Below are 14652 nucleotides of genomic sequence, written 5' to 3' on the forward strand. Positions count from 1 at the left end.
CTGCGGCGCCATGCCGCCGGCATGGCGGCTCAGCGCAGGGACAGCGTGCCTGCAAACACCGGTGCATCCACATTGCCGCCCGTGAGCGCCAGGCCCACGCACTGGCCCTGCAGCTGCGCCTTTTCCTGCAGCGCGGCGGCCAGGGCTGCGGCGCCCGCGCCTTCGGCCACGTTGTGCGTGTCGGTGTAGATCGCGCGCATGGCAGCGGCCACTTCGCCGTCGCTGACCTGCACGACGTGGTCCAGGTGCGGGATCAGGATGTCGAGCGCCTCACGGTCGGCCACGCGGCAGGCCATGCCGTCGGCCAGCACGGTGCTGACCGGGGCTTCCACGACGCGGCCCGCGGCAATCGAGTCGGCGTAGGTGGTGGCATGGCGGCTGACCACACCGACGATGCGCACGCCGTGGCCCAGCGCGCGCTGGGCGGCGATGGCCGCGCAGGCGCCCGAACCCTGGCCGATGGGCACGTAGGCCACGGCCATCTGCGGCACGGCGCGCAGAAATTCCCACCAGTAGGTGGCCACGCCGCAGACCAGGTCGGGGTGGTAGCTCGGCACCATGTGGGCGCCGCGCTGGGCGGCCAGCTGCATGGCGTGTTCGCGCGCTTCCTGAAAGTCGTCGCCATGCTCGATGAGCGTGACGCCCAGTGCGCGCATGGCATTGTTCTTCTCGGTCGAATTGCCGCGCGGCACGACGATGGTGCAGGCCACGCCGTGGCGGCGCGCCGCCCAGCCCATGCTCTGGCCATGGTTGCCGCGCGTGGCGCTGACCACTTCGCGCGGCAGCGCGCCGCGCTGGGCGAGCCGGTCGAAATAGGTCAGGCCGCCCCGGATCTTGAACGCGCCCACCGGCGTGTGGTTCTCGTGCTTGAGCCAGCACTCGGTGCCCAGGCGCTCGCCGAGCAGGGCCCAGCGGTACTGCGGCGTGGCGGCGAAGTCGCGGTAGACGACCTGGGCGGCGGCCTCGATGTCGGCCAGGGTGGGGAGGGTGGCGTTCATGCGGCAGCTTTCTGGTGGTTCGTCCATTTCACCGGGACAGAGAACGTGGCAGCTAACGGGAGTCCAAGGTCAGGAAGCCGCGCGGCGTGGACAGCGCCGCACGGAGGCACGGCTGCGCGGCCGTGGTGGCGCTCAGCGCGCCCAGGCCGAGGGCGGCGCAGGCCTGTGCCAGCACCGGCGCCTGCGGGTGCTGCAGCTGCAGCGCCTGCAGTTGCACGCCGCTGGCGGGCAGGCTGTCGCAGGGGTGGCGCTCACCCCACTGGATCAGCGTGGGCAGGCAGCCGTCCAGCAGGCGCTGGCCATCGGGGCGCACCGTGATCTGCCACTGCAGCAGCCCGCCCGGTGTCGGGCGGCTGGCCGCAAGCACGGGACCCCGGTCCAGGCCCTGCGCGGCCAGCGCCGCGCGGCCGGCGGCCACATCGGGCACGGCGGCAACCCAGTGCACCAGGCGCGGCCCCTGCTGCGCGATCTGCGCCTGCAGGGTGGCGTCGTCCATGTCAAACCAGCGTCTATTGCTTGCTGGTATTACGCTAGCAGCTCCCGGATTGATAGCAATGATTTCAAGGTAGGCGCGCGGGTGTCGGGCGCTGGACACGTTGAGCAGCCGGTTGTGCGTGCCCATGAGCGGGTGCTCGCCGCCCGCCGCTGGCGTGGCGCCGAGCGTGCGCTCGCACCAAGCCACCCCCGAGGCCAGATCGGCGGCCAGCACCACCAGGTGGTCCACGCGGGGCGCCGGCGCTGTCACAGCAGCACCTGGCCCGCCACGCAGGTGACCGAGTCGCCGCCGATCCAGAGGTCGGCGCCGTCCTGTTGGACATGCACGCGCCCGGCGCGGCCCAGTGCCGTGCCCTGGCTGGCGATGTAGCGCGGGGGCGCCAGGCCGGCGCCGATGAGCCACTGCGCCAGCGCGGCGTTGAGGCTGCCGGTGACCGGGTCTTCGATCAGGCCGTCGTGGCCTGGAAAGAAGGCGCGCACCTCGAATGCGATGCCTTGGGCGTCGCCCTGCGCGCGCCCCATGCCGGCCTGGCCGCGCGGCGCCACCACACCCACCTCGAGCCCGGCCAGCACGGCACCGTCGGGTTGCAGCGCCAGCACCTGCTCGGCCGAGCGCAGCAGCACGCCGCGCCAGTTCGGGCCGTTGTCGCACCAGGCGTGCGCCACGATGTCGCTGCGCGCCACGCCCAGGCCGCGCGCGATGAGCTGCACGTCCGCTTCGGGCAGCGGCCCGCTTTGGCGCAGCGGCGGCGCGGCAAAGGCCAGCCGAGCGCCCTCGCGGCGCAGCCGCACCAGGCCCACGCCGCATTCCTGCACCACCTGGCCCGCTGTGCGCGGCTGGCCGCCGGCCTCCAGCCAGGCGTGGCAGCTGCCCAGCGTGGGGTGGCCGGCAAAGGGCAGCTCGCGGCCCGGGCAGAAGATGCGCACGCGGTAGTCGGCGCCGTCCGCGCGGCCCGCCTCGGTGGGCGGCAGCAGGAAGGTGGCTTCCGACAGGTTCGTCCAGTCCGTGAACTGCTGCATGGCCTCGGTACTGAGGCCAGTGCCGTCGAGCACCACGGCCAGCGGGTTGCCCCGGTAGGCGTGGGCGGTGAAGACGTCAACCTGCTTGAAGGGACGGTGGTGCATGGCGGGCCTTGGGAGTGACGTCAGGACAGGGGCTGGTCGAGCACGCCGCACGCGCCCGAACGTGTCTGCAGGCTCTGGAACCAGCGCTCCAGGTGCGGCCAGGCGGGACGCTCCTGGGGCAGGCCGAACCAGCGGTGCACCTCGCAGCCCAAAGGAATGTCGGCCATGGTGAAGTGCTCGCCCGCCACGTAGGGCTGGCGCGCCAGGTGGGCGTCGAGCAGGGCCATGAGCGGCTCGGTGGCGGCCACCGATTGCGCGATGAGCGCCGCATCGCGCTCGGCGGCCGGCGTGCGGATCCACTGCATGAACGCCTGGCGGCCGGCCGGGTTCAGGGCCGTTTGCTGCCAGTCCATCCACTGCTCGGCGGCAAAGCGCGCGGGCAGGGCTTCGGGGTAGAGCCGGCCCAGCGCGTGCCGCGCGCAGAGGTAGCGCACGATGGTGTTCGACTCCCACAGCACCACCGGGCCCCCGTCGCTCTCATCCTCGATCAGCGGCACCAGGCCGTTGGGGTTGAGGCCGAGGTAGTGCGGCTCGCGCACGATGCCGAACTGCCCGCCCGCGTCGGTGCGCTGCAGCGCCAGGCCGAGTTCCTGCGCGGTCCAGACGACCTTGCGCACGTTGACCGAGGACAAGCGTCCCCACAGCCGCAGCAGGCTCATGCAGCGCCTTGGTGGGCGCGGATGGCGGCGGCCAGCGCGGCGATGGCGGTGTCGATCTCGTCGCTGGACACGGTGACATACGACAGGCGCAGCGTGCGCGTGTCGGCTTCGGTGGCGTAGAACGGCGCGCCGGGCACAAAGGCCACGTTGCGTTCTACGGCGGCGGGCAGCAGCTCCTGGGCGTTCACGCCCTGCGGCAGGCGCACCCACAGGAACATGCCGCCGGCCGGGCGCGTCCAGCGCACATCCAGGCCCGCCATCTCGCGCTCCAGTGCGGCGAGCATGGTGTCGCGCTGCTGCTTGTAGAGCGCGCGGATGGTGGGCACATGGCGCTCGAGGAAGCCGTTCTTGATCACCTCGGCCACCACGCGCTGGTTGAAGCCCGGCGTGTGCAGGTCGGCGGCCTGCTTGGCCTGCAGCAGCTTGGGGTAGACGGCCTTGGGCGCGACGATGAAGCCGATGCGCAATCCTGGTGCCAGCACCTTGGAGAACGAGCCCATGTAGATGCAGCCGTCGGGGTTGCGCGCGGTCAGGGGCGCGGGCGGGGCTTCGCCAAACCACAGCTCGCCGTAGGGGTTGTCCTCGATCAGCGGAATGCCCAGCTCCGCGGCCTTGGCCACCAGCGCCGCGCGGCGCGCCTCGGTCATGGTGCGGCCCGTGGGGTTCTGGAAGTTGGGCAGCACATAGGCCAGGCGGGCTTTGCCTTGGCCGGTGCCGGCCTTGGCGGCAAAGTCGTCGACCAGGATGCCGTCGTCGTCGCTGGCCACGCCCACGGCGATCGGCTCCTGCGGCGCGAAGGCCTGCAGCGCGCCCAGGTAGGTGGGCGTTTCGACCAGCATGCGGCTGTCCTTGTCGAGGAAGACCTTGCCGATCAGGTCCAGCGCCTGCTGCGAGCCGGTGGTGATCAGCACCTGCTCGGGGTCCACGGCCCACGGCAGCATGTCGGCCACGGCCTGGCGCAGGGGGGCATAGCCTTCGCTCGTGGCGTACTGGAGCGCGGCGGCGCCGTCGCGCGCCATGACGGTGTTGCAGGCCTGCGTGAAGGCGTCGAGGGGAAAGGTTTGCGGCGCGGGCAGGCCGCCGGCCAGGCTGATGATGCCGGGCTTGTCGGTCAGCTTGAGGATCTCGCGGATCGCGGAAGGGTTCATCTTGGCGGCACGCGCCGCCAGGGTCCAGTTCGTCATGCCAATTGCACTCCAGGGTGGGGCGCCGGAACGTCCGGCGCGGAAAATGTCAAAGTCGACCATTGTGCGACGCGCTAGGGCGCGGCGGGGCGCACCGGCATGCGCCGGCCCACCAGCACTGTGGCCATCACCGCCAGGCCAAAGCCCACGCTGACCGCGTCGAGCCGCTCGCCCAGCAGCGGCACGGCCGCCAGCATGCCCAGGAACGGCTGCACCAGCTGCACCTGGCTCACGCGCACCGTGCCGCCCAGCGCCAGGCCCCGGTACCAGGCAAAAAAGCCCAGCCACATCGAAAACACCGAGACATACGCCAGCGCCGTCCAGGCGCTCGCCGGCACCGGGGCTGCGGGCCACGACAGCGCCGCCAGCGGCAGCGTGAGCGGCAGCGACAGCACCAGCGCCCAGCAGATCACGGCGTCGGCGCGCAGGTGCTGTGACAGCCGCGCGCCATAGGCATAGCCGACCGCGGCGCACAGCATGGCGGCCAGCAGCAGCAGGTCGGCCGGGTGCAGCGCAATGCCCGACGCGCCCGAGCGCAGCACCGCGAACGCCACCACCAGCGCCGTGCCCAGCAGCGCGCAGGCCCAGAACGCACGCGACGGGCGCTGGCGGTGCAGCAGCGCGCCCACGGCGGCCGTGGCCAGCGGCAGCACGCCGACGATCACGCTGGCGTGCACCGCGCCCACGTAGCGCATGGCGACGGAGGTCAGCAGCGGAAAGCCAAATACCACCCCCAGCGCCGTGAGCGCCAGTGGCCCCCAGTCGCGCCGCTGCGGCCAGGGCGCGCGCAGCACCCACAGCAGCACGGCCGACAGCGCGCCCGCCACCACGGCACGTGCCATGGCCACGAACACGCCCGACATCAGCGGCGCCTCGGGCGTGCCCACGGCCAGCCGCGTCATCGGCAGCGTGAGCGCAAAAATCGCCACGCCCAGCAGGCCCAGGGCCAGGCCGCGCGCCTCGGCGGACTGCGGCGCCGGAGCGCGGACGGAAAGCGGGGTGCCCATGGGTGCCTTCGCGTGGTGGGGGGAAGCGGCGGCGCGCTCAGGCGCTGGCCATCCAGGCGGCTGTGAGTGCCAGCACCAGCGCCATCGCGCGGTTGAACCACAGCAGGCGCGCGCCCTGAGCCAGCCACTGGCGCAGCAGCGCGCCCGTGGTGGCATAGGCCAGGTTGCTGGTGAATGCGAACACCAGCATCACGGGCAGCACCACGGCCAGGCGCTGCAGGCTGTCTTCGCGCCCGGCCACCCAGCCCGCGACGATGGTCAGCGCCAGCAGCCAGGCCTTGATGTTGACGAACTGCAGCGCCGCGCCCTGCCAGAAGCCCACGTTCAGGCGCGTGGCGTCGGCCTCGCTCAGGCTGCCGCTGCGGCTGAGCTTCCAGGCCAGCCACAGCAGGTAGCCGATGCCCACCGCCTTGATGCCCCAGCGCAGCGCAGGCACCGCCACCACCACCGCGCCGATGCCGCCAGCGCACAGCAGCAGCAGCGCCGTCCAGCCCACCGGCACGGCGCAGACAAAGCGCATCGCCGGACGCAGGCCGCGGTTGGCCGCCATGGCGGTCGACAGCGTGGTGTTGGGGCCGGGCGTGAAGCTCATGGCGGTGGCCAGCGCCAGCAAGGCGGTGAATTCGACAAAGGGCATTGGGGGGCAGTGCAAAGGAAGAAATGCCCAACCACTGTAGGATTGATTCCGCTACAGTGCCAATACAGTTTTTCTGACAATAGCATGAACTGTGTTGGTGTGCGCATCGGCACAGTCCCGCCACCTCCTCCCCACAGACGCCCACGTTGTGCCCGCCATGCTGACCCGTACCGCCCACCGCACCCTGACCGAGCAACTGGCCGAGCGCTTTGCCGAGCGCATCCGTGCGCGCCTGCTGCCCGCGGGCGCGCGCCTGCCGTCGGTGCGCGAATGCGCGCGCCAGCAGGGCGTGAGCCCCTATACGGTGGTCGCTGCCTACGACCAGCTGCTGGCGCAGGGCCTGGTCGAGGCGCGCCGCCAGCGCGGCTTCTATGTGCGCGATTTGACGCAAAAAGCGCCTTCAGCCCTTGCTGGACAAGCGTTGATAGCTATCGAAAGCGCAGCAGTCGAAGGCCTGGCCGCGCCCGCCCCCGTGGGCGCGCGCACGCTGGGCGCTCCCATCGACGCGGCGGCGCTGATCCGCGGCATGTTCCAGCCCGACTCGGGCAAGCCCCAGCCCGGCGCCGGCGTGTTTCCGCCGCTGTGGCTGGAAGAGGCGCGCTTCATGCCGGCGGCGGTGCGCAAGGTCGCGGCCAGCCGCGCACTGCACGACGGCTCGCTGAGCTACGGCGAGCCGCTGGGCGACCCCGACCTGCGCCATGTGCTGGCGCGCCGCCTGGCCGAGCTGAACCTGCCCGCGCGGCCCGCGCAGATCATGACCACGGTGGGCGCCACGCACGCGCTCGACATCGTCAGCCGCACCCTGCTCAAGGCGGGCGACCCGGTGATGGTCGAAGAGCCGGGCTGGTCGGTCGAGTTCGCGCGCCTGGCGGCCCTGGGCATGCGCGTGCTGCCCGTGCCGCGCCGCGCCGAGGGGCCGGACCTGGCGGTGATGGCGCGCTACTGCGAGGTGCACGCGCCCAAGCTGTTCGTCAGCGTCAGCGTGCTGCACAACCCCACCGGCCACTGCCTCACGCCGGGCAGCGCGCACCAGGTGCTGCGGCTGGCCGAGCAGCACGGCTTCTACATCGCCGAAGACGATACCTACAGCCACCTCGCGCCCGACCATGCCACGCGCCTGTCGGTGCTCGACGGCCTGCGCCGCACCATTTATGTCAGCGGCTTTTCCAAGATCCTGGCGCCCAACTGGCGCGTGGGCTACCTGGCCGCGCCGCCGGCGCTGGTCGAACGCCTGCTCGACACCAAGCTGCTGTCGACGTTGACCACGCCGTCGCTGCTCGAGAAGGCGCTGGCCCTGTGCATCGACCAGGGCCAGCTGCGCCGCCACGCCGAGCGCATGCGCCTGCGCCTGGCCCAGACGCGCGCGCGCAGCGTGCAGCTGGCGCTGGAGTCCGGCTGCCGCTTCGCCGCCGAGCCGGCGGGCATGTTCGGCTGGGTGGACACGGGCGTGGACACCGACATGCTGGCCCAGCGCATGCTCGACGAGGGCTATTTGCTCGCGCCCGGCGCGCTGTTCCATGCCAGCCGCCAGCCCTGCACGCTGATGCGCATCAACTTCACGACCACGCAGGACGCGGCGTTCTGGCGTGTGTTCCAGCGCGTGGTGGCGCAGAACCGTTAGCTCGTGGGGGCACTGCGGGCTGCGCCGCCGCCCGGCGTGTCAGGGGGCGGGCGGCGCCGCTTCGAGGCTGGCGAGCGTGCGCAGCAGGGCGCGGTTGACGTCTTCGAGCGCCAGGCCGTGCGCCTTGCCCAGCTGGCGCACCACGCCCGCGTCGCCGCCTTCGAGCGCGCGGGCCATGGCCAGGCTGGGCGCGTAGGGGCCGGTCTGCAGCACCGCCGCGTCGTAGATGCGCTCGGACAGCGGCACACGCCGCAGCACGCTGCCCAGCGGCTCGCGCAGCAGTTCGCCGAGCTGCGAGAACAGGGCGCACAGATAGACCTCGCGGCGCAGCGCGGTCTCCAGGCCCGCGTCGATCAGGCGCTCGGTGAGCCGGGCCCGCACGACCATGGCCGCGCGCACCGGCTGCAGGTCGGGCTCGGCGCTGGCGTGCGGCAGCTGGTCGGACAGCCAGCGCGAGAGCGATCCGTAGCCCATCATGACCAGGCCCCGGCGCAGCGAGTCGATGCCGGTGCGCAGGCCCAGGGCGGCCGAGTTGGTGTAGACCATGAAGCGGTAGGCCAGCAGCGGGTCTTCGCCCAGGATGTCTTCGAACACTTCGAGCGACTGCTCGGCGTCGATCGCCTTCATGAGCTTTTGCACGGTGGCGCGGGCCGGTTGCAGCGGCTGGTGGCGCAGGCTGTGCAGCACGTCTTCCTGCGGCCAGCCCAGCACGGCCTGGGCCTGGCCACGGTCCAGGCACAGCGCCACCAGCGCGCGGCTGGCAAGGCCTTCGACCATTTGCCCGGCCAGCAGCGTGCCCGCCGCGGCGCCTGCCTGCAGCGCCCGCACGGCGGTCTCGGGCGAGAGGCCCAGCAGGCGTGTGTCAAAGCAGCGCGCCAGCGGGGGCTCGGGCGGCTGCCCGGCGTCGCCGCGCCACACCAACTGCAGGCCGCGCGCGTGGGCCGCCTGCACCTGCTGGCAGATCGCCGAGTCGCCGAGCCAGGCCCCCGGCACGGCCACCGCCGGCGAGCCGGGCGGAGCATGCGCGAGCAGGTCGCACAGCAGTTGGCGCGTTTGTGGCGCCAGCAGCAGCGGCGGCGAATGCGCGGCCCACAGCTCGTGCAGCGTGCGCAGCAGGTGCGGCGCATCGACCGCCAGCGCCGCGTCGGCCGCGTGCACGGACAGCTCCACGCCCGCCAGCGTGCGCGTGGGGCCCCACAGAGGGCGGTAGCCCAGAACCAGCTGGCTGAGAACGGATTGCATGAGCGAAAAAAGGCCCTGGCGTCAGGAAATGAAGTTGAACAGCGAGAGCTTTTGCACCATGGCGTAGGACTGCAGCGCTGCCTGGTAGCCGACCTGCTGGTTCTGGAAGTCGGAAATTCCCTGGATCATATCGAGGTCCTCGGCGCGCGAGCGGTCGGCTTCGAGCTGGATGGCGCGCTTGTCCTGGTCGCCGGTGATGCGGTCGGCGCGGTTGAGCAGCTCGCCCGCGTAGCCGCGCACCGACTGCAGGCGTTCCATGCCCCGGTCCATGTTGGCGAGTGCCTGGCCCACGGCCTGGGCGGCGGCATTGCTGTCGCCGGCGCCCCCGATGTCGCGGATGGCATCGTCGATCACGTTGAAGATGCTGGTGCTGGGTTCCAGGGTGATGCTGTCGCCGCTGGCGGGAGTGCCTTTGATGCTGAAGCTCAGGCCGGGCACGCCGGTCACGGTGATGTCGGCCGGCTTATCGGATGGGAAGACCGCCGTCACCGTCGTGGGGAGGGCGCCTGTTGTGTCGTTGGTGATGGTATAGGTGGCGGTGGTGGTGCCGTCGGCGGGCACGGTGGGCGCCACGGCGGTGAAGCTCAGGGCGTACTTGTCGCCAGTGAGCTGTGCCGGATCGGTGGTGCGCACGCTGTCGGTGCCGAGGGCGCGGCCAGCGGGAGTGGCCAGGCTCAGGCGGGCGTTGTAGGCGCCGTCGCGCTGCGGCTGGAACATGAAGGCCGCATCGCCGTCGAGCGTGTTCGGAATCGACACCGCGGAGCCCGCTCCCTGCCCCGGCAGGCCGTGGAAGCCCATCTGCGCATTCAAGAACGGCGTGGCATCGCTGCCCAGCGCCGCCAGCAGCGGCACGCCATTGGTGTCCTTGCGGTTGGACACCTCCAGCAGCTGGTCGCGCAGGCTCTGGAGCTGGGTCGCAATGGTTTTGCGGTCGCTGGCACTGTGGCCGCCATTGCCGGCGCTGACCACCAGCTCGCGCATTTGCTGGACCAGGCCGATGGCATCGCCCAGCGACGACTCGGCCTGCGCCACGGCATTGCGCTGCACGTCGAGCGCGCGCTGCTCGGTCTGGATGCGCGCGATGCGTGTCATGGCGCGCTCGGCCTGCGCCGCGGCGACCGGGTCGTCGCTGGCGCGCACCACGCGCTTGCCCGAGGTCAGGTTTTCTTGCAGGTTCGACAGCGACGTCTGGCGCGCGCTGATGTTGCGTATAGCGCTGTCGTACTGGGTGGCGGTGCCGATGCGGGTGAAGGACGGGCTGCTCATGGCGAAAGCTCCAGGCGTGTGTGCTGTGGTGTGGTGGGGCGTGCTGTGGGGCGGGGTGGCCGTCAGCGGCCCAGGCCCTGGAGCAGGTTGTCAAAGATGTTCTGCGCGATCTGCAGCATCTTGGCCGAGGCTTGGTAGGCCTGCTGGTACTGGATGAGCCGGGCGGCTTCCTCGTCAAGGTTCACGCCCGAGACCGCAGTGCGGTCGCGCTCGAGGTTGGCGGCAATCGACGACGACAGCGTGGCCGCAAACTGCGCGCTCTGCGTGCGCGTGCCGATCTGCGCCATGGCGCCGGCAAAGCCGTCCGAGAGCGTGGCGCCGTCGAATATCTTGGCGTCGCGCAAGGCCATCAGCGCGCTGGCGTTGCCGGCGTCGCGGGTGTACCAGTCGCCGTACTGGGCGTCGGTGGCATTGCCCACGGTGACGGTGTCGCCGCCCTTGGGCGCGCCATTCAAGGTAATTTCCCAGCCGTCGATGGTGATGGGCTTGCCAGGGGTGAACGCAAAGGGCGGGCCGACCAGCGCCGTAGGCGGCGTGGTCGACATGTCCATGGGCGCGCCCTGGTTTCCTGTCAGGGTGAAGGTTGCTGGCGTGCCGGCAGTAAAGGTCAGCTCCACGCCACTGGCGGGCGGCAGCGCCAGTGCCGTCGGCTGGCCTGTCGCCTTCAAGCCCGCCAGCTGCAATGTGCCGTCGTTGGTGGCTCCCATCTTGGCATTGATGGGGTTGGACGCCGCCAACTGCTGGGGTGAGAACTGCAGCGCCTGCATCTGGGCAGCGGCGCCTTGCAGCGGGTTGAGCAAGAAGGTATCGGGAGGGGTAGCGCCCGCAAAGGCTGCGGGTGGCTGGGCGCCGTCGGTCAACCGAAGCCCTTCGCCGAGCATCACCGCGTTGAGCTCGTTGATGTCCGCAAAGGCCATCGTCTTGCCATCGGACTGGCGCGTGACCGAACCGGCATTCGGCCCTGTTAAGGCAATGGTGTAGCTCGACGCCTGCAGCTTGGTTGCATCGGCCACTTGCAGGCCCATGGTGGCGCCCGAGGTGTTCCCCTTGCCCGCTACCGCGTTGGCCAATGGGATCGGCGCGAAAAGGTTGCCGCCCGGTTTGCCATCGAGCGTCAGCCCCAGCCGGTTCTGCGCGTTCAGCGTTTCGCTGATGCCCACCGCCATGCGGCCGAGCAGGTTGCGCCCCTCGGCCAGGTCGTGGTTCTGAAAGCGCAGCAGCCCCGACACCTCGCCGCCGCCGAGCATGCCCTCGTTGAGCTCCACCGCCGTGGACGACCCCGGCTGTGTGAAGTACAGGCGCTTTTGCCCTCCGCCCGCGCCGAACTCCACCGGGTCGCCGACCGACAGCGACGCCGCCTTGCTGCCCAGCACCAGCGGCTGGCTGCCGCCGACAAACAGGCTGATGCTGCCGTCGTCGGCCGCGACCTGGCTGGTCTGGATGTGCTGGTTCAGGTCGCGGATCAGCTGGTCGCGCTGGTCCAGCAGGTCGTTGGCGGGCTGTCCGTTGCCCTTGGCGCGGGCAATCTGCTCGTTCATGCCGGCGATGTTCTTGGCCAGCATGTTGATGCTGTTGACGCTGCCCTTGAGCTGCTCGGCCACGGTGTAGGCGATCTCGTCGAGCCGCTCGGAGGCGCCGCGCATGCGCTTGGCGGTTTCGTCGATGCGCGTGAGCACGACGTTGCGCGCCGTCAGGTCGGTCGGCGAGCCGACCACGTCCGAGAACGCATTCATCATGTCGTTGATGGCCGCACCCAGCCCGGCCGGGCCGCCGCCAAACACGTCCTGCAGCTGGCGCAGGCGGTCGGCGCGCACGCTGTCGCCGGCGTCCACCGCCGCCGCTGCCGTGGCCTGGCGCGTGAGCAGCTCGCTGTGGTTGCGCAGGATGGACTGCACGTCCACGCCCTTGCCGATGTAGCCGCCCCCGGTGAACTGGCCCTGCACGGTCTCCAGCACCACGTTCTGGCGCGAATAGCCGGGCGTGTTCACATTGGCGATGTTGTGGCCGGTGGTCTGCAGTGCCACCTGGTTGGCGAGCAGCGCTCGGGCGCCGACGTTCAATAGGCTCATGTTTTTGTGTCTCTGGCGTCAGGCCTGTGCGCGCTGCACGCGCAGGGCACTGTTGATGGCGCCGCTGAGTTTGCGGGCGTATTCGGGGTCGGTCGCATAGCCGGCCTTTTGCAGCGCGGCGGCGTAGGCCACGGCCGATCCGGTCTGGGCGCGCGCCTTCTCGTAGCGCGGGCTGTCGTTGATGAGGCGGGCGTAGTCGCGGAACGACGCCTCGTACGAGTCGTAGGCGCGGAACTTGGCCGTTACCTTGCGCGGCGCGCCATTGATGTATTCGGTGGTGGTGATTTCGGCCACCTTGCCGCTCCAGCCCTTGCCGGCCTTGATGCCGAACAGGTTGAACGCGTTGCTGCCGTCGGCGTTCTTGATCTCGCTCTTGCCCCAGCCGGTCTCGTGCCCGGCCTGGCCGAGCATGAAGCTGGCGGGAATGCCGCTCTCCTGCGCCACGCGCTCGGCCGCCTGGCTGTGGTGCTGCACGAAGTCGTCGCGGCCCTTGGGCGCGGGACCCGAGGCGGCGCTGCTGCGCGCCTGGCGCGCGGCCGAGAGGCTCAGGGTTGACGGCACGGCCAGGTTCGCGTCGGCGCCGCCCATCTGGCGCGAGAGCTGGCGCGCAATGGCCTCGGACAGGCTGCCCGGCTGGCCCGCCATCTGCACCGACAGCTGCTGGTCGAGCAGGTCGGTCCCCAGGTCGCCCTGCGCGTTGTCGAGCAGGCCCGACTTCATGGTGGCCTCGCGCATGCTCTTGATCATCTCGCGCATGAACAGCGACTCGAACTGCTTGGCGGCTTCGCGCGTGGCCTGGGCGCTGTTCTGGCCGGCTTCGAATTTGAGCTGGTTGAGCGAGCGCACGTCCGCGGCCAGCGCGTTTGACGTGCTGGCGCCGGCGGCGCCGGGCAGGGTCAGGGCCATGGTGGGGCACTCCGTGCGGGGAAAGGGTGGGCGGCCATCAGATGACCTCGAGTTCGGCGTTCAGCGCGCCGGCGGCCTTGATGGCCTGCAGGATGGCCAGCAGGTCCTGCGGCGTGGCGCCGAGCGTGTTGAGCGCGCGCACCACGTCGGCCAGCTGCGGCGACGCGGGGATCTGGAGGATGTTGCCGGGCTCCTGGCGGATCTGGATGTCGCTCTTTTGCGCCACCACGGTCTGCCCCTGCGAGAACGCGCCCGGCTGGCTGATGACGGGTGTCGAGCTGATGGTGATCGACAGGTTGCCGTGCGCGATCGCGCAGGGCCCGAGCGTCACCGCCTGGTTCAGCACCACCGAGCCGGTGCGCGCATTGATCACGACCTTGGCCGAGGGCGCGGCGGTCTCGATCTGCAGTTCTTCGAGGTCGGCAATGAAGTTGACGCGCGCGCCGGGCAAGGTGGGAGCGCGCACCTGCACGGTGCGCCCGTCGAGCGCCATGGCCTGCCCTGCGCCCAGGCGCGCATTGATGGCCTGCGCCACGCGGCGCGCGGTCTGGAAGTCGGAGGCGTTGAGGCCCAGCGTGATCGAGTCGCCGTCGTGCAGCGGCGTGGGCACTGCGCGCTCGACCTGCGCGCCCTGCGGAATGCGCCCGGCGCTCAGGTGGTTGATCTGCACCTTGCTGCCGCCGGCCGAGGCTCCGGCGCCGCCGACCACCAGGTTGCCCTGCGCCAGCGCATAGATCTCGCCGTCGGCGCCGCGCAGCGGGGTGGCGATCAGCGTGCCGCCCTTGAGCGATTTGGAATTGCCCATCGACGATACGTTCACGTCGATGGTCTGGCCCGGCTGGGCGAACGCCGGCAGCTGCGCGGTGACGATCACGGTCGCGACGTTCTTGAGCTGCAGCCGCGAAGCCATCTCGGGCGGCAGACTGATGCCCATCTGCTGCAGGTAGTTGGACATCGCCTGTGTGGTGAAGGGCATCTGCGTGGTCTGGTCGCCCGTGCCGTCCAAGCCCACCACCAGGCCGTAGCCGGTCAGCTGGTTGCTGCGCACCCCTTGCACGGCGGCCACTTCCTTGATGCGCAGGGCCTGCGCGGGCAGGGCGGTGCACAGGGCAGCAAGCAGGGCGGCCAGAGGCACCCACCGCCGGGCCGCGTGCCATGACAGGGGAGGGCGCAGGACAGCTTTCATGCGCTTGATTGTGGTGGGCAAGGCCGCTTTGGGATGCACGGAAAAGCGGCGCAATCACCGGTCTATTGGGGGCGCTGGTGCTGGGATGGATACAGATGAAAAGTGACTCTGGCGCTTTGTGGGCGTGCGCTAGCAGCTATCTTTTTTAATACCGCTCTTGGGAATTCGCCATGGCGCTTTTGCTTGGGACTGCTGGCCGGGATGTGCGCCCGGCGGCGCAGTAACTTTCTTTCGCTTCGCCGAAAGAAAGTCACCAA

The 14652-nt window shown here is 70.7% G+C and carries 13 protein-coding genes; 1 reads left to right on the forward strand and 12 read right to left on the reverse strand.

From position 1 onward, the window contains the following. Positions 1–29: 29 nt before the first annotated feature. The 7 genes from B2J86_RS11050 to B2J86_RS11080 form a co-directional block, all read right to left on the reverse strand. Positions 30–998, reverse strand: coding sequence for a threonine dehydratase (locus tag B2J86_RS11050; RefSeq protein ID WP_173025585.1), 969 nt, complete (start codon positions 996–998; stop codon positions 30–32). A gap of 52 nt (positions 999–1050) precedes the next feature. Further along, positions 1051–1722, reverse strand: coding sequence for a VOC family protein (locus B2J86_RS11055; RefSeq protein WP_371736427.1), 672 nt, complete (start codon positions 1720–1722; stop codon positions 1051–1053). A 17-nt stretch (positions 1723–1739) separates the two neighbouring features. Beyond that, positions 1740–2618, reverse strand: coding sequence for a PhzF family phenazine biosynthesis protein (locus tag B2J86_RS11060; RefSeq protein ID WP_173025587.1), 879 nt, complete (start codon positions 2616–2618; stop codon positions 1740–1742). Positions 2619–2638: 20 nt separating this feature from the next. After that, positions 2639–3271, reverse strand: coding sequence for a glutathione S-transferase (locus B2J86_RS11065; protein WP_173025624.1), 633 nt, complete (start codon positions 3269–3271; stop codon positions 2639–2641). 2 nt (positions 3272–3273) lie between these two features. Next, positions 3274–4461 (reverse strand): PLP-dependent aminotransferase family protein, encoded by a 1188-nt coding sequence (locus B2J86_RS11070; protein WP_173025588.1) that lies wholly within the window; start codon positions 4459–4461, stop codon positions 3274–3276. A 74-nt stretch (positions 4462–4535) separates the two neighbouring features. Beyond that, a complete protein-coding gene (locus B2J86_RS11075; RefSeq protein ID WP_173025589.1) occupies positions 4536–5468 on the reverse strand; it encodes a DMT family transporter in 933 nt (310 codons plus the stop codon). Between the two features lie 37 nt (positions 5469–5505). Next, positions 5506–6105 (reverse strand): LysE family translocator, encoded by a 600-nt coding sequence (locus B2J86_RS11080; protein WP_169169194.1) that lies wholly within the window; start codon positions 6103–6105, stop codon positions 5506–5508. A 157-nt stretch (positions 6106–6262) separates the two neighbouring features. Between B2J86_RS11080 and B2J86_RS11085 the strand changes: the two genes are divergently transcribed. Further along, positions 6263–7726, forward strand: coding sequence for a PLP-dependent aminotransferase family protein (locus tag B2J86_RS11085; RefSeq protein WP_173025590.1), 1464 nt, complete (start codon positions 6263–6265; stop codon positions 7724–7726). Positions 7727–7765: 39 nt separating this feature from the next. Here the strand turns inward: B2J86_RS11085 and B2J86_RS11090 are convergent, their stop codons facing one another. The 5 genes from B2J86_RS11090 to B2J86_RS11110 all read right to left on the reverse strand — a co-directional run bounded on the left by B2J86_RS11090 (position 7766) and on the right by B2J86_RS11110 (position 14395). Continuing rightward, positions 7766–8968, reverse strand: coding sequence for an HDOD domain-containing protein (locus tag B2J86_RS11090; protein ID WP_169633455.1), 1203 nt, complete (start codon positions 8966–8968; stop codon positions 7766–7768). A gap of 21 nt (positions 8969–8989) precedes the next feature. Then, positions 8990–10234: a flagellar hook-associated protein FlgL gene (gene flgL, locus B2J86_RS11095; RefSeq protein WP_173025591.1), complete on the reverse strand. Its 1245-nt coding sequence runs from the start codon at positions 10232–10234 to the stop codon at positions 8990–8992. 62 nt (positions 10235–10296) lie between these two features. Further along, on the reverse strand, positions 10297–12303 hold the full coding sequence (flgK, locus tag B2J86_RS11100; RefSeq protein WP_173025592.1) for a flagellar hook-associated protein FlgK: 2007 nt from the start codon (positions 12301–12303) through the stop codon (positions 10297–10299). Between the two features lie 18 nt (positions 12304–12321). Further along, a complete protein-coding gene (flgJ, locus tag B2J86_RS11105; RefSeq protein WP_173025593.1) occupies positions 12322–13209 on the reverse strand; it encodes a flagellar assembly peptidoglycan hydrolase FlgJ in 888 nt (295 codons plus the stop codon). 37 nt (positions 13210–13246) lie between these two features. Beyond that, positions 13247–14395, reverse strand: coding sequence for a flagellar basal body P-ring protein FlgI (locus tag B2J86_RS11110; RefSeq protein ID WP_169633459.1), 1149 nt, complete (start codon positions 14393–14395; stop codon positions 13247–13249). Positions 14396–14652: the final 257 nt, after the last annotated feature.

It is taken from the genome of Acidovorax sp. SRB_14 (genome assembly GCF_012932145.1).
GTDB lineage: Bacteria > Pseudomonadota > Gammaproteobacteria > Burkholderiales > Burkholderiaceae_C > Simplicispira.

Coding starts and splice junctions, on each gene's coding strand:
- B2J86_RS11050 (WP_173025585.1), bottom strand. CDS start 998: ATGAACGCCACCCTCCCCACCCTGGCCGACATCGAGGCCGCCGCCCAG.
- B2J86_RS11060 (WP_173025587.1), bottom strand. CDS start 2,618: ATGCACCACCGTCCCTTCAAGCAGGTTGACGTCTTCACCGCCCACGCC.
- B2J86_RS11070 (WP_173025588.1), bottom strand. CDS start 4,461: ATGACGAACTGGACCCTGGCGGCGCGTGCCGCCAAGATGAACCCTTCC.
- B2J86_RS11075 (WP_173025589.1), bottom strand. CDS start 5,468: ATGGGCACCCCGCTTTCCGTCCGCGCTCCGGCGCCGCAGTCCGCCGAG.
- B2J86_RS11080 (WP_169169194.1), bottom strand. CDS start 6,105: ATGCCCTTTGTCGAATTCACCGCCTTGCTGGCGCTGGCCACCGCCATG.
- B2J86_RS11085 (WP_173025590.1), top strand. CDS start 6,263: ATGCTGACCCGTACCGCCCACCGCACCCTGACCGAGCAACTGGCCGAG.
- B2J86_RS11090 (WP_169633455.1), bottom strand. CDS start 8,968: ATGCAATCCGTTCTCAGCCAGCTGGTTCTGGGCTACCGCCCTCTGTGG.
- flgL (WP_173025591.1), bottom strand. CDS start 10,234: ATGAGCAGCCCGTCCTTCACCCGCATCGGCACCGCCACCCAGTACGAC.
- flgK (WP_173025592.1), bottom strand. CDS start 12,303: ATGAGCCTATTGAACGTCGGCGCCCGAGCGCTGCTCGCCAACCAGGTG.
- flgJ (WP_173025593.1), bottom strand. CDS start 13,209: ATGGCCCTGACCCTGCCCGGCGCCGCCGGCGCCAGCACGTCAAACGCG.
- B2J86_RS11110 (WP_169633459.1), bottom strand. CDS start 14,395: ATGAAAGCTGTCCTGCGCCCTCCCCTGTCATGGCACGCGGCCCGGCGG.